At 67.4% G+C, this 14,441-nt stretch carries 12 protein-coding genes; 9 read left to right on the top strand and 3 right to left on the bottom strand.

Translation table 11 applies throughout. The annotated features are described in order from the left end of the window. The first annotated feature begins 60 nt into the window (after positions 1-60). The 5 genes from A7X97_RS13420 to leuB are packed head-to-tail and all read left to right on the top strand — an operon-like array spanning position 61 to position 5,542. Positions 61-1,650 carry a 2-isopropylmalate synthase gene (locus A7X97_RS13420; protein WP_088496829.1) on the top strand — a complete coding sequence of 530 codons (1,590 nt, stop codon included), beginning with the start codon at positions 61-63 and terminating at the stop codon, positions 1,648-1,650. A 10-nt stretch (positions 1,651-1,660) separates the two neighbouring features. Then, positions 1,661-2,434: a class I SAM-dependent methyltransferase gene (locus tag A7X97_RS13415; RefSeq protein ID WP_072167588.1), complete on the top strand. Its 774-nt coding sequence runs from the start codon at positions 1,661-1,663 to the stop codon at positions 2,432-2,434. A gap of 60 nt (positions 2,435-2,494) precedes the next feature. Further along, entirely contained in the window at positions 2,495-3,913 is a 1,419-nt protein-coding gene (gene leuC, locus A7X97_RS13410; protein ID WP_072167589.1) for a 3-isopropylmalate dehydratase large subunit, read from the top strand. Continuing rightward, entirely contained in the window at positions 3,913-4,491 is a 579-nt protein-coding gene (gene leuD, locus A7X97_RS13405; RefSeq protein WP_021202144.1) for a 3-isopropylmalate dehydratase small subunit, read from the top strand. Before leuC ends, leuD begins: the two co-directional genes overlap by 1 nt. Continuing rightward, on the top strand, positions 4,481-5,542 hold the full coding sequence (gene leuB, locus A7X97_RS13400; RefSeq protein ID WP_088496830.1) for a 3-isopropylmalate dehydrogenase: 1,062 nt from the start codon (positions 4,481-4,483) through the stop codon (positions 5,540-5,542). Before leuD ends, leuB begins: the two co-directional genes overlap by 11 nt. Before the next feature lie 103 nt (positions 5,543-5,645). Here leuB and A7X97_RS13395 read toward each other — a convergent pair whose 3' ends face one another. Further along, the gene (locus A7X97_RS13395) at positions 5,646-6,419 is read right to left on the bottom strand and encodes an SDR family oxidoreductase (protein WP_088497412.1); all 774 of its coding nucleotides are present in this window, start codon (positions 6,417-6,419) and stop codon (positions 5,646-5,648) included. A gap of 117 nt (positions 6,420-6,536) precedes the next feature. On the opposite strand from A7X97_RS13395, the gene A7X97_RS13390 reads away from it, so the two are divergent. Then, positions 6,537-7,442: a LysR family transcriptional regulator gene (locus tag A7X97_RS13390; protein WP_111008054.1), complete on the top strand. Its 906-nt coding sequence runs from the start codon at positions 6,537-6,539 to the stop codon at positions 7,440-7,442. A gap of 199 nt (positions 7,443-7,641) precedes the next feature. On the opposite strand, the gene A7X97_RS13385 is transcribed toward A7X97_RS13390, so the two are convergent. Further along, entirely contained in the window at positions 7,642-10,803 is a 3,162-nt protein-coding gene (locus tag A7X97_RS13385) for an efflux RND transporter permease subunit (RefSeq protein ID WP_061479563.1), read from the bottom strand. A gap of 4 nt (positions 10,804-10,807) precedes the next feature. Continuing rightward, positions 10,808-11,938, bottom strand: a complete 1,131-nt coding sequence (locus A7X97_RS13380) for an efflux RND transporter periplasmic adaptor subunit (protein ID WP_088497410.1) — start codon at positions 11,936-11,938, stop codon at positions 10,808-10,810. A gap of 118 nt (positions 11,939-12,056) precedes the next feature. On the opposite strand from A7X97_RS13380, the gene A7X97_RS13375 reads away from it, so the two are divergent. From A7X97_RS13375 to A7X97_RS13365, 3 genes are all read left to right on the top strand, one after another. Next, positions 12,057-12,737, top strand: a complete 681-nt coding sequence (locus tag A7X97_RS13375) for a TetR/AcrR family transcriptional regulator (protein WP_072167595.1) — start codon at positions 12,057-12,059, stop codon at positions 12,735-12,737. Positions 12,738-12,872: 135 nt separating this feature from the next. Further along, positions 12,873-13,520 (top strand): protein-L-isoaspartate O-methyltransferase family protein, encoded by a 648-nt coding sequence (locus A7X97_RS13370; protein WP_049416694.1) that lies wholly within the window; start codon positions 12,873-12,875, stop codon positions 13,518-13,520. 16 nt (positions 13,521-13,536) lie between these two features. Continuing rightward, on the top strand, positions 13,537-14,441 hold a 905-nt coding region (locus A7X97_RS13365), incomplete at its 3' end, for a TolC family outer membrane protein (RefSeq protein ID WP_111008053.1).

The raw sequence follows: 14,441 nt of genomic DNA, 5'->3' as shown, positions 1-14,441 counted from the left end.
CCCCACCTCTTCCCCTTCCCCCCTGCAAGCCGCCGCACCCGCTGTCGAGGAGATTTCCCTGTGACCACCATCGAACGAATTACCACCCCGCGCATCCGCATCTTCGACACCACCCTGCGTGACGGCGAGCAGTCCCCCGGCTGCAGCATGAGCCCGCCGCAGAAGCTGGTGATGGCGCGTGCGCTGGACGAACTGGGCGTGGACATCATCGAGACCGGCTTCCCGGCCAGCTCGCAGTCCGACCGCGAGGCGATGGCCCTGATCGGCCGTGAGCTGCGCCGCCCGAGCCTGAGCCTGGCCGTGCTGTCGCGCTGCCTGCAGGCCGATATCGAAACCTCGGCGCGTGCCCTGGAAGCTGCGGCCAACCCGCGCCTGCACGTGTTTCTGTCCACCAGCCCGCTGCACCGCGAACACAAGCTGCGGATGACCCGCGAGCAGGTGCTGGAATCGGTACGCAAGCATGTATCGCTGGCACGCTCGTACATCGACGATGTCGAATTCTCGGCCGAGGATGCCACCCGCACCGAGCTGGACTACCTGATCGAGGTCTCGCGCGTGGCCATTGCCGCCGGCGCCACCACCATCAACCTGCCCGACACCGTCGGCTTCACCACGCCGGAAGAGATCCGCGCGATGTTCCAGCAGGTCATCGCCGGCGTCGCCGATGTGCCGAATGCCGCCAACGTGATCTTCAGCGCGCATTGCCACAACGACCTGGGCCTGGCCGTGGCCAACTCGCTGGCCGCCATCGAAGGCGGTGCACGCCAGGTCGAGTGCACCGTCAACGGCATCGGCGAGCGCGCCGGCAACTGTTCGCTGGAAGAGATCGCGATGGTGCTGAAGGTGCGCCAGGCCTTCTACGAACAGGACAGTTCGATCAACACCCCGCGCATCGTCGGCACCTCGCAGCTGCTGCAGCGCCTGGTCGGCATGCCGGTACAGCGCAACAAGGCCATCGTCGGTGCCAATGCCTTCGCCCACGAATCGGGCATCCACCAGCACGGCATGCTGCGCCATCGTGGCACCTACGAAATCATGCGCCCGGAAGACGTGGGCTGGGAAGATTCGCAGATGGTGCTGGGCCGCCACAGTGGCCGCGCCGCCGTCGAAGCGAGGCTGCGCGCGCTGGGCTTCTGGCTGGACGAAGACGAACTGAAGCTGGTGTTCGAGCAGTTCAAGGGCCTGTGCGAACAGCAGCGCGTGGTGACCGATGCCGACCTGCAGGCGCTGATGCAGGGCGGCGGCTCCAACGCACAGGGCTACCGCCTGGCGTCGATGACCATCAGCGATGTCGGCAGCCGCGCCAACGCGCTGGTGGAACTGTCCGACCCCGACGGCAACCGCGTGGCCGAGACCGCGCAGGGCGACGGCCCGGTCGATGCGCTGTTCGGCGCGCTGTCGGCCGCCACCGGCGTACAGCTGATGCTGGACAGCTACCACGTGCACAGCGTGGGCATCGGCGCCGATGCGCGCGGCGAGGCCAACCTGAGCGTGCGCCACGACGGCGTGGAGTACGACGGCACCGGCACCAGCAAGGACATCATCGAAGCCTCCGCGCTGGCCTGGCTGGACGTGGCCAACCGCCTGCTGCGCCAGCGCCACGCCGCCGCCCACAGCAGCACCGACGTTCCCACCCCCGCAACCGCCTGAGGAACCCGAGATGAGCGCCTTCGACACTCCTACCGCAGCCGCTGGCCAGCAGTGGAACGCCCAGGACTATGCGATCGATGCCGGCTTCGTACCGTTGCTCGGTGGCGCGGTCGCGCGCCTGCTCGATCCGCGCGCCGGTGAGCGCATCCTCGACCTGGGCTGTGGCGACGGCGTGCTCAGCACCGAACTGGCCCTGAGCGGCGCGCGCATCCACGGCGTGGACGCGTCGCCGGAACTGGTGATCGCCGCCCGTGCACGTGGCGTCGACGCGCAGGTGATGGACGGCCACGCGTTGTCGTTCGACAGCGAGTTCGATGCGGTCTTCAGCAATGCCGCATTGCATTGGATGGGCAACCCGGACCGCGTGCTGGAAGGCGTGCGTCGCGCGCTGCGCCCCGGTGGCCGCTTCGTCGCCGAGTTCGGCGGCCATGGCAACGTGGCCACGATCGTCGCGGCGGTACAGGCCGCACGCGTGGCCCACGGCCATGGCGCCAGCACCTTCCAGTGGTACTTCCCGAGCGCCGATGCCTATGCCGACCGCCTGCGCCAGCATGGCTTCCAGGTGCAACTGACCGAATGCACGCCGCGCCCGACCCCACTGCCGACCGGCGTAGCCGGCTGGCTGCGGGTATTCGCCGCGCCGCTGCTGGATGACCTGCCCGCCGAGGCCCGCGCCACCGTGCGCGAGGCGGCCACCGCGTTGCTGGCCGACCTGCCACGCAATGCCGCCGGCCAGCCGCTGGCCGACTACGTGCGCCTGCGTGTGCTCGCCCGCCGTCGCTGACTTGACCGTTCCGCTTACTTTACTGATGTTCGCTATCTCGTACTTCTGCCAGGCATACGCATGACTTCCGCACCCCGCACCCTGTACGACAAACTGTGGGACGCCCACGTGGTGGTTCCCGAATCCGAGAGCGCGCCCGCCGTGCTGTACATCGACCTGCACCTGATCCACGAGGTGACCTCGCCACAGGCATTCACCGAACTGCGCGAGCGCGGCCTGGCGCCGCGCCGCCCGGACCGCACCAAGGCGACGATGGACCACTCCACGCCGACCTTGCCGGCTGCGGCCGACGGCACGCTGCCCTACGCCAGCGCCGCTTCCGAGGCACAGGTCGCCACCCTGGCGCGAAATTGCGCCGAGCACGGTATCGAACTGTTCGACATGGCCTCGGACAACCGCGGCATCGTCCACGTCATTGCGCCGGAACAGGGCTTCACCCAGCCGGGCATGACCATCGTCTGCGGTGACAGTCACACCTCCACCCACGGTGCATTCGGCTCGCTGGCCTTCGGCATCGGCACCAGCGAGGTCGGCCACGTGCTGGCCACGCAGTGCCTGCTGCAGCGCAAGGCCAAGACCTTCGCGATCACCGTTGACGGTGCGCTGGCACCCGGCGTCGGCGCCAAGGATGTGGTCCTGCACATCATCGGCGTGATCGGCGTCAACGGCGGCACCGGCCACGTGATCGAGTTCCGTGGCAGCACCATCGAAGCGATGGACATGGAACAGCGCATGACCCTGTGCAACATGTCGATCGAAGCAGGTGCACGCGCCGGCATGGTCGCGCCCGACCAGGTCACCTTCGACTTCGTCGCCGCTACGCCGCGCGGCCCCAAGGGCGCCGACTTCGACGCTGCCGTGGCGCGCTGGCAACAGCTGCGCAGCGATGATGGCGCGCGCTTCGATAGCGAAGTGCACATCGACGCCGCCGACATCCGCCCGACCCTGACCTGGGGAACGCATCCGGGTACCGCGATCGCCGTGGATGCGCCGATTCCCGCCGCCAACGATGCCGCCGCACAGAAGGGCCTGGACTACATGCACTTCCAGGCCGGCAAGGCGCTGGCGGGCACACCGGTGGACGTAGTGTTCGTTGGTTCGTGCACCAACGGCCGCCTGAGCGACATGCGCGAAGTCGCACAGGTGCTGCGCGGCCGTCGTGTCGCCGAGCGCGTGCGCATGCTGGTGGTACCGGGCTCGGAGATCGTCAAGCGCGAGGCCGAGGCCGAGGGCATCCACGAGATCGTGCGCGCGGCCGGTGCCGAATGGCGCGAGCCGGGCTGCTCGATGTGCATCGCGATGAACGGCGATCTGGTCGCCCCCGGCCAGCTGGCCGTGAGCACCAGCAACCGCAATTTCGAAGGCCGCCAGGGCCCCGGTTCGCGCACGCTGCTGGCCTCGCCGATGAGCGCCGCATGGGCGGCGGTGAACGGGCACGTCGCAGATACCCGCGAACTGTTCGCACAGGAGGTGGCGTGATGGCCGGTTTCCGTACCCTGACCTCGGCCAGCGTGGTGCTGCGCCAGACCAACATCGACACCGACCAGATCATCCCGGCGCGGTTCCTGTCCACCACCGAGCGTGCCGGGCTGGGTCGCAACGCGTTCAACGACTGGCGCTGGCAAGCTGATGGTTCGCCGGTGGCCGACTTCGCCTTCAACCAACCGCACAACGCCGGCCGCAGCATCCTGCTGGCGGGCCGCAATTTCGGTTGCGGCTCGTCGCGCGAACACGCTCCCTGGGCACTGACCGACCTGGGCCTGCGTGCCATCGTCAGCAGCGAGATCGCGGACATCTTCCGCGGCAACGCGCTGAAGAACGGCCTGCTGCCGATCGTGCTGGACGAGGCCGACGTGCAGGCGCTGATGCAGCGCCCGGACGATGCGCTGACCATCGACGTGGCTGCGCGCGAACTGCGCACCCCCGATGGCCGCGTCTATTCCTTCCCGCTGGATGGCTTCTCGCAGACCTGCCTGCTGGAAGGCGTCGACCAGTTGGGGTATCTGCTGGGCCGTGTCCCTGAAATCGAACGTTACGAGAGTGAGCATGCACGCTGAAATTGTTGTCCTGCCCGGTGATGGCATCGGCCCGGAAGTGGCCGCCGCGGCAGTTGCCGTCCTGAAGGCGGTCGCCGGACGCTTCAACCACACCTTCACCTTCAGCGAGCACGACATCGGTGGCATTGCCATCGACCGCCACGGTGAACCGCTGCCGGCGTCGACCCTCGCCGCCTGCCAGGCCGCCAATGCGGTGCTGCTGGGCGCGGTCGGCGGCCCGAAGTGGTCCGACCCGAACGCCAAGGTGCGCCCGGAACAGGGCCTGCTGGCGATCCGCAAGGCGCTGGGCCTGTATGCGAACCTGCGCCCGGTGCGTACCCACGAGGCCGCGCTGCACGCCTCGCCGATCAAGGCCGAGCTGCTGCAGGGCGTGGACTTCGTGGTGGTGCGTGAACTGACCGGCGGCATCTACTTCGGCGACAAGACCCGCGACGCCGACAGCGCCAGCGACCTGTGCCGCTACACCGTGGCCGAAATCGAGCGCGTGCTGCGCAGCGCCTTCCGCCTGGCCCAGCAGCGTCGCGGCAAGGTCACTTCGGTGGACAAGGCCAATGTGCTGGAAACCTCGCGCCTGTGGCGCGACGTGGCCGCACGCATCGGCCGCGAGGAGTTCCCGGACGTGGCGCTGGAGCACCAGTTGGTCGACTCGATGGCCATGCACCTGCTGGCCAAGCCACGCGAGTACGACGTGATCGTCACCGAGAACATGTTCGGCGACATCCTCACCGATGAGGCCTCGATGCTGGCCGGTTCGCTGGGCCTGCTGCCGTCGGCCTCGCTGGGCGAGCCGGGTGCGGTGGGCATTTACGAGCCCATCCACGGTTCGGCCCCGGACATCGCCGGCAAGGGCATTGCCAATCCGTACGCGACAATCTTCAGCGCCGCGATGCTGCTGCGCCATTCGCTGGGGCTGGAGGCCGAAGCGGCAGCCGTGGAAGCCGCCGTGCATGCGGTGCTGGATGACGGCGTGTTCACTGCTGATCTGGCTGCGAAGGGCAAGGCGGTGAGCACCGCGGCAGCGACCGACGCGGTGCTGGCGAAGCTGGGCTGATCCGGTAGCGCCACGCCATGCGTGGCGCGCTTCCCGTCGGATATCGTGCGCAGCCCCCCCATGGGGTGGCTCTACTGGTAGACCCACGCCATGCGTGGCTGCGTTACTTGGTGGTGTACCCACCATTGACCAGGATCGTCTGCCCGGTCATCCACCAGCCATCCGTCACCAGGAAGCGGATCCACGGCACGATATCGGCGATGTCGGTCAGCCCGGTGCGGGTGAACGCCGACAACGCCGCCGCAGTCTTGTGATACGCCTGCGCATCGGCGCTCTCGGCCGGATAGAAGAACGGCGTGTCCATCGGACCGGGACCGATCGCGGTCACCGAAATGCCGCGCTCGCCGAACTCCTTCGACGCCGCGCGGGTGAAGTGCTCGACCGGCGCCTTGGTGCCGGCGTAGCTGGAATAGAACGGCGTGAACGCACCCAGCAGCGAGGTGACCAGGGTGCAGATGCGGCCACCGTCATTGACGTGGCGACCTGCCTCCTTCAGGAAGAAGAACGCGGCCTTGGCATTGACCGCGCTTATCTCGTCGTACTCCACTTCGCTGATGTCCAGCAGCGGTTTCTTCAATACCTTGCCGACCGTATTGATGGCGATGTCGGGACGGCCGACTGCGGCCACGGCATCGGCGAACAAGCGCTCCATCGCTGCCGCCGAGGTCAGGTCGCCCTGCAGGGCCACCGCCTTGCTGCCGGCGGCCTGCACCGCGGCTACCGTCGCTTCTGCGTCGGGCTGGGTAGCGGCACTGTTGTAGTGGATGACGATGGCTTTGGCGCCCTGTGCGGCGAAGTCGCGGGCGATCAGGCCACCCAGGTTCTTGGCGCCACCGGCGATCAGCACGGTCTTGCCCTTGAGGGAATGCTCGGTCATGGCTTCGGTCTCGGGAGGGGGCTGCCCGGGGTGGCAACCCTGCCCTGACGACGATATCGTGCAGAAAATGCGGATAAAGCCCGCCACTTTGACTTAACTTTCCAGAGCCAGCGAACAATGGACCGGATCGATCGCTTCCGCATCTTCACCCGGGTCGTGGAGTGCGCCAGCTTCACGCGCGCCGCCGACCAGTTGGGCCTGCCCCGTTCCACGGTCTCGGCAGCCATTGCGGAGCTGGAGCAGCGGCTCGGCACCCGCCTGCTGCAGCGCTCGACCCGCCGGGTGTCCACCACCCACGACGGCGACGTGTTCCATGCGCGCTGCCTGCGCCTGATCGCGGAGGTCGAAGACGCCGAATCGCTGTTCCTCCAGGTCGACGCCCAGCCGTCGGGCCTGCTGAAGATCGACGTACCCAGCCGCATCGGCCGCCGCATCATCGCACCGGCGCTGCCCGGGTTCTTCGCGCAGTATCCGCAGGTGGAAGTCGACCTGGGCATGACCGACCGCGCGGTGAACCTGATCGAAGACGGTTGCGATGCGGTGCTGCGGGTCGGCCAACTGGGCGATTCCAGCCTGGTGGCGCGCACGCTGGGCCAACTGGATTTTGTCAACGTTGCGGCGCCGGCCTACCTGCGCGAACACGGCGTGCCGCAGCATCCTGCCGACCTGCCGCAGCACCGCGCGGTGAACTACGCGTCGCCGACCACGGCACGGGTGGAACCGTGGGAGTGGCAGGACGGCGGCCAACTGCGCACGCTGCCGATGCCTGGCTGGGTGCGTGTGAACAGCGCCGAGGCATCGATTGCGTGCTGTGTGGCGGGGTTGGGTCTTTTGCAGATTCCGCGCTACGACGTACAGGCCGAGCTGCAATCCGGCGCGCTGGTGGAGGTGATGCCACAGTACGTCGCACAGCCATTGCCGGTCACCCTGCTGCAGCCGCATCGGCAGCACCGTGCGCTGCGCGTGCAGGTGTTCATCGAATGGTTGCTGCCGGTGCTACGGATCGGTCTGCAGCTGCAGTAGATCCACGCCCTGCGTGGATGCATGCATCCGTGCCAACCAAGGTTGGCACCTACCGAGCGATGGCGAATCGCAGTAGATCCACGCCATGCGTGGATGACGGAGCCTGGAAATCCGCAGCCACCCATGGGGTGGCTCTACTGGAAGATGTGCCAGCCAGGGTTGGCACCTACCAGGGGCCGCGGCCGCAGAACCCGGGGCATCACGCCCCGGATTCATCGGGCTTCACCCGGAACCACGCCGCGTACAACGCCGGCAGGAACACCAGGGTCAGCACCGTACCGACGATCAGGCCGCCCATGATCGAGATCGCCATCGATCCGTAGAACGCGCTGCGCGACAGCGGAATCATCGCCAACACGGCTGCCAGTGCGGTCAGCACGATCGGGCGGAAGCGGCGCACCGTGGCGTCGATGATCGAATGCCAACGGTCATGCCCGGCATCGATGTCCTGCTGGATCTGGTCGATCAGGATCACCGAGTTGCGCATGATCATGCCGGCCAGTGCGATCGTGCCCAGCAGCGCGACGAAGCCGAACGGCGCCCGGAACAGCAGCAGGAACAGGGTCGCACCGATGATGCCCAGCGGCGCGGTCACCAGCACCATCGCTGCGCGCGAGAAGCTGCGCAGCTGCAGCATCAGCAGCGTGGCCACCACCACCAGGAACAGCGGCATGCCCGCCTTGATCGAGTTCTGGCCACGCGCCGAATCCTCCACGGTACCGCCGGTTTCCAGCAGGTAACCACTGGGCAGCTCGGCACGGATGCCGTCCAGTGTGGGCAGGATCTGATGCACCACGTCCAGCGCCTGCATGCCATCACTGATGTCGGCGCGCACAGTCACCGTCGGCAACCGGTTACGGTGCCAGATGATGCCGTCCTCGAAGCCGTACTCCATCGTCGCCACCTGCGACAGCGTGATGCTGCCACCGTTGGCGGTGGGCATCGACAGGCTGGACAGCAGCTCCAGCTGGTTGCGCTCATCGGCCGGCCCGCGCAGCAGCATCTCGATCTGGCGATTGCCCTCGCGATACACGCTGACCGATTGCCCGGCCAACGAACTGGACAGGAACTGGCTGACCTGGGCGCTGCTCACGCCCAGCGCGCGGGCGCGCTCCTGGTCGACCACCAGGCGCACCACCTTGCTCGGCTCGCTCCAGTCCAGGTTGACGTTCATCACGTGCGGGTTCTCCCGCACCTTGGCCTCGACCTGGCGCGCGATCGCCTGCACCTTCTCGATGTGCTCGCCGGAGATGCGCATCTGCACCGGATAGCCGACCGGCGGGCCGTTCTCCAGGCGGGTCACGCGCATCTGCACGTCCGGGAACTTCGGGATCACCTCGTGCAGCAGCCAGTCGCGGGTGCTTTCGCGTGACCTGATGTCCTTGGCCAGCACCACGAACTGGGCGAAGTTGGTCGCCGGCAGCTGCTGGTCCAGCGGCAGGTAGAAGCGCGGCGAACCGGTGCCCACATAGGACACGTAGTTGGCAATGCCCTCGCGGCTGGACAGCAGCTTCTCCAGCTTCTCGGCCTGGGCCTGGGTCGAGCGCAGCGAGGCGCCCTCGGCCAGCTCGATGTCCACCATCAGTTCCGGCCGGGTCGAGTCCGGGAAGAACTGCTGCGGCACGAAGCGGAACATCATCAGCGAGAACACGAACAGGCCGATGGTCGCCGCGATCACCCACCAGCGATGCCGCAGGCAGGTATCGAGGAAGCGACGGAAACTACGATAGAACGGGCGCTGGTACGGATCGTGGTCGTGCCCGTGCTGCGGCGGCGCGATCAGGTTGGCCAGCGCCGGATAGCGGTCGGCCCACTGCTGGCGCTTGGCGTGCCAGCGCGCGGACAGGCTGCCCGGCTTCGGCGGCTGCGGATTGAACAGGTCCGGCAGCATCTTGTCGCCCAGGTAAGGGATGAACAGCACCGCTGCGATCCACGACACCACCAGCGCGATGGTCACCACCTGGAACAGCGAGCGGGTGTATTCACCGGTACTCGATGCCGCAGTGGCAATGGGCAGGAAGCCGGCCGCGGTGATCAGGGTGCCGGTCAGCATCGGGAAAGCGGTCGACTCCCAGGCGAAACTGGCGGCGCGCAGGCGGTCGTAGCCCTGCTCCATCTTGGTGGCCATCATCTCCACCGCGATGATCGCATCATCCACCAGCAGGCCCAGCGCCAGCACCAATGCACCCAGCGAGATCTTGTGCAGGCCGATGTCGAAGTAGTGCATGACGAAGAAGGTCATCGCCAGCACCAGCGGGATGGTCACGCCCACCACCAGGCCGGTGCGCAGGCCCAGCGAGAAGAAGCTGACCAGCAGCACGATCACCACCGCCTCGGTCAGCACCTGCACGAACTCGCCGACCGACTCTTCCACCGATTGCGGCTGGTCGGACACCTTGCGCAGCTGCATGCCGGCCGGCAGGGTCTTCTGCAGGCGTTCGAACTCGGCATCGAGGTTGGCGCCGAGCTTGAGGATGTCACCGCCATCCTTCATCGCCACCGCCAGGCCGATCGCCTCTTCGCCCATGAAGCGCATCTTCGGCGACGCCGGATCGGCGAAGCCGCGCTTGACCTCGGCGATGTCGCCCAGGTGCACGGTGCGGTCACCGGCGCGGATCGGGAACTGACGGATCGCTTCGATGTCGTTGAACTGGCCGGTCACCCGCAGCTGCACGCGATCGGTGGCGGTCTCGAAGAAGCTGGTGCCGGTCACTGCATTCTGGTCGGCCAGCGCCTGCTGCACCTGCTGCATCGACACGCCCAGCGTGGCCAGCCGGGTGTTGGACAGTTCGATCCACACCTTCTCGTCCTGCAGGCCGACCAGGTCGATCTTGCCGACGTCGGGCACCCGCTGCAGTTCCAGCTGGATGCGGTCGGCGTAGTCGCGCATCACCGCATAGTCGAAGCCCTTGCCGGTCAACGCATAGATGTTGCCGTAGGTGTCGCCGAACTCATCGTTGAAGAACGGACCGACGATCTCGCGTGGCAGCGTCGGGCGGATGTCGCCCACGCGCTTGCGCACCTGGTACCACAGGTCCGGGATCTGCCTGGAGCGCAGGCTGTCGCGCGCCATGAAGATGATCTGCGATTCGCCCGGACGCGAGTACGAGCGGATGAACTCGTACTCGCCGGTATTCATCAGCGCCTTCTCGAGCGGCTCGGTCACCTGCCGCGAGACCTGCTCGGCAGTGGCCCCGGGCCACAATGTGCGCACCACCATCGCCTTGAAGGTGAACGGCGGGTCCTCGGACTGGCCCAGATGCTTGTACGACCATGCGCCGATCAGCGCGAAGGCCAGCATCGCAAACAGCACCAGCGGGCGGTTGGACAACGCCCACTCGGAAAGATTGAAGCGGCGCACCGGCTTACTCCCTGGCCTTGGCGGCAGCGGCCGGCGTAGCCGGCTTCAGCACGGGACGGTTCTGCCGGTCCACGGCGATCACCGGCTGACCGGCCCGCAGCAGGTGGCCACCCGCAGCAACTACCCAGTCCCCCCCGCTCACGCCCGACAGTACCGGTACCGTCTCGCTGCCAAACACACCGGTGGTAACCGTTGCGGCCCTCAGCGTGCTGTTGGCTGGATCGACCACCCATACGCTGGCGGCACCGTTGACACCGCGCTGCAGCGCGCCGAGCGGCAGCTGCAGGGTGCCGTGGCGACCGGCGCTGCTGTAGACGCGGGCACTCTGGCCCAGTTCGACGTCGGCCAGCGCATCGGCCGGCAGGCTGACCCGGGTCGCATAGGTGCGAGCCTGCGGATCGGCAGCGGCGGCAATCTCCCGGATCGTGCCCGGCAGGCGCTGGCCGGGGCGGTTCCACAACTCCACCTCGACCGGCTGGCCCACCGCATAGTCGCGGATGGTGGCCTCGGGCAGGTCGATCAGCACTTCGCGGCCACCGTCGGCAGCCAGGTTGAAGATGGTCTGCCCGGCGGACACCACCTGCCCGGCCTCGGCCTCGCGGCTGGCGATCACACCGTCGGCTGGCGCGCGCAGCTGTGCGTAGCCGGCCTGGTTGCGCAACACATCGAGGTTGGCGCGGGCGGCGTTGGCCTGGCCCTGCGCGGCCTTGAACGCGGCGGACTGCTGGTCCAGCTGCGAGCGGCTGACCAGCTGCTGGTCGGCCAGCACCTGGTAACGCTTGAGGTCATCGCGGGCACGCACCAGATCGGCTTCGGCTGCCGCCAGCTGCGCCTGCGAGGCACGGGCCTGCAGCGCGAAGTCGGCCACGTCCAGCTCGGCCAGCACGTCGCCCTTCTTCACCCGTTGCCCGGCATCGACGTGGCGCTTGACCAGGTTGCCGCCAACGCGGAACGACAGCGGGCTTTCCTGCCGGGCACGCACCGTGCCCGGGAACGCCGCCGGCGCCTGCCCGGCCTGCTCGCCGGGGTGAACCACCAGCACCGGTACGGCCGCCGGTGGCGCCTGTTCCTGCCCCGAACAGGCTGCCAGCGCAGCCATCCACACCATACCGCCCATCCAGCGCACGATCTTCATCGGTCAACGTCCTGAAACGCAGGGTTGCAACTAAGGAGGGAGCCGCGACTGCCGGCCCAATTTAATAAACCGGCCGGTATAGTATAAATATCGAACCGCTTGGTCTAGTATTGTTGCGATGAGTTCTCCCACTTCCCGCAAGCCGTCGGCCAAGCCCGCTGCCAAGGCCGCCGGACCCGGGCGCCCCAAGGACCTCGGCAAGCGCGCGGCGATCCTTGAAGCAGCCAAGGCACTGTTCATCGAACAGGGGTATACCGGCGTGAGCATGGACACCATCGCCGCTCAGGCCGGCGTCTCGAAGCTGACTGTGTACAGCCACTTTGGCGACAAGGAGACGCTGTTCTCCGAGGCGGTGCAGTCAAAGTGCGTTGAAATGCTGCCCGACGCGTTGTTCGTAGCCGACGCGGACGGCCCGCTGCGCGACCAGCTGATCGGTATCGGCCTGGCCTTCTTCGAGCTGATCACCTCCGACGCGGCGATCTCGATCCAGCGCATGATGATGGCGCCGGAGACCGACGAACGCCTGCGCGCGCTGTTCTGGAAAGCCGGCCCCGAGCGTACCTGCGAGGCGCTGGCCGATTTCCTGCGCGCCCGCGCCGAACGCGGCGAACTGGAGATCACCGACTGTGCTCTGGCCGGCGAGCAGTTCCTGACCCTGGTCAAGGGCGAAGTGCACATGCATATGATGTGCGGCATGCCACTGTCGCCCGTGGAATGCGACCCTGTTGCCCACGTGACCGCCAGCATCGACTTCTTCCTGCGCGCCTACGCGCCGCGAGGGGCCGGAACGGCTGAATAACCAAAACTGAACGAACCGGAGGTCGCGATGACTTCCGGCACTGCGACCCCGGCCCCCGGCAGCTGATGCTCTGGGCGCGCCGCCGGCCTCCGGCACCGGTAAAATGGCCGGCCCACTGCGCTGGATTTGAACCTCATGACGATTGATTACGCCCACGCCCGCGAACTGATGGTGGAACAGCAGATCCGTCCCTGGGACGTGCTGGACATCAAGGTGCTCGACGTCCTGGCTCGCCTGCCGCGCGAGGCCTTTGTCGCCGACGCGCACCGGGCACTGGCCTACGCCGATGTCGAACTGCCGATCGGCCACGGCCAGAAGATGATGAAGCCGGTCATCGAGGGCCGTACCCTGCAGGCACTGGACCTGCAGCCGGGTGACGAAGTACTGGAAATCGGCACGGGCAGCGGCTTCCTGTCGGCCTGCATCGGCGCGCTGGCGCGCGATGTGCTGAGCCTGGAAATCGACCCGGAGCTGGCCGCCGCTGCGCGTGCCCGCCTGGACGCCTCCGGCCTGGGCAGCAACGTCCGCGTGGAAGTGGCCGATGCCCTGTCCTGGCAGACCGAACGCCGCTTTGACGTGATCTGTGTCACTGGTGCGGTCGACGTGGTGCCGTCACAGTTCGCCTCGTGGCTGCGTCCGGGTGGCCGCCTGTTCGTGATCCACGGCCGCTCGCCGGCGATGGAGGCCCTGCTGGTCAAGGCCGACGGCAGCTCCGAGTCGCTGTTCGAGACCGATATCGATTACCTGCGTGGTGCCGCCCCGGCCCCCCAGTTCCACCTCTGAGTCCAAGGAAGCCGCAATGATCCGCCGATCCCTCGCTGTTGCGCTGGCCACTGCCCTGCTGCCGTTGTCCGCCCATGCCGCCGACCTGCTGCAGGTCTACGAAATGGCCCGCAACGGCGATCCGCAGCTGTCGGCCGCCGAATCGACCCGGCTGTACGACAAGGAAGGCGCCGTGCAGGCGCGTGCCGCCCTGCTGCCGCAGATCAACGGCCAGGCCGCGCTGAACCGCACGCGCAGCGAGCCGAACGCCGACGCCAACTCCGGCTCGTTCACCAACAAGCGCCGCACCTACACGATCGACGGCAGCCAGACGCTGTTCAACTGGACCCAGATCAATAACCTGCGCTCGCAGCGTGAGCTGAGCAAGGCGGCGGACTTCACCCTCGAATCGGCCAACGACAACCTGATCGTGCGCACCTCGGCGGCCTACTTCAATGTGCTGGTGGCGATCGAATCGCTGAACGCCGCACAGACCAATGAAGCGGCCGCGAAGAAGCAGTTCGACTTCGCCGACAAGCGCCTGGAAGTGGGCCTGGCGCCGATCACCGACGTGCACGAAGCACGCGCCCAGTACGACCAGGCGCGCGCCAACACCATCATCGCGCAGAACACCCTGGCCGATAACTACCAGGCCCTGACCGAACTGACCGGCCAGCCGGTGACCAACCTGCGTGGCCTGCCGGCGGACTTCCGCCCGGAAGTGCCGGCCAACCGCGGCAACATCGACGAGCTGGTGCAGCAGGCCACCACCCAGAATCCGGCGCTGAAGGCGCAGGAGCTGAAGGTCAGTGCCGCCGAAGCCGGCGTGCAGGCTGCCCGTGGTGGTCATTACCCGACCCTGTCGCTGGGCGGCAGCTGGGGCAAGAGCGCCACCTGGGGCGACAGCACCGGTGCCGGCTCGCTGTCGCCGGATGCGCGCAC

Source organism: Stenotrophomonas sepilia (assembly GCF_003244875.1).
Taxonomy (GTDB): Bacteria; Pseudomonadota; Gammaproteobacteria; order Xanthomonadales; family Xanthomonadaceae; genus Stenotrophomonas; species Stenotrophomonas sepilia.
The sequence above is the reverse complement of the archived record's forward strand: the minus strand, read 5'-3'. Positions and strand labels throughout refer to the sequence as shown.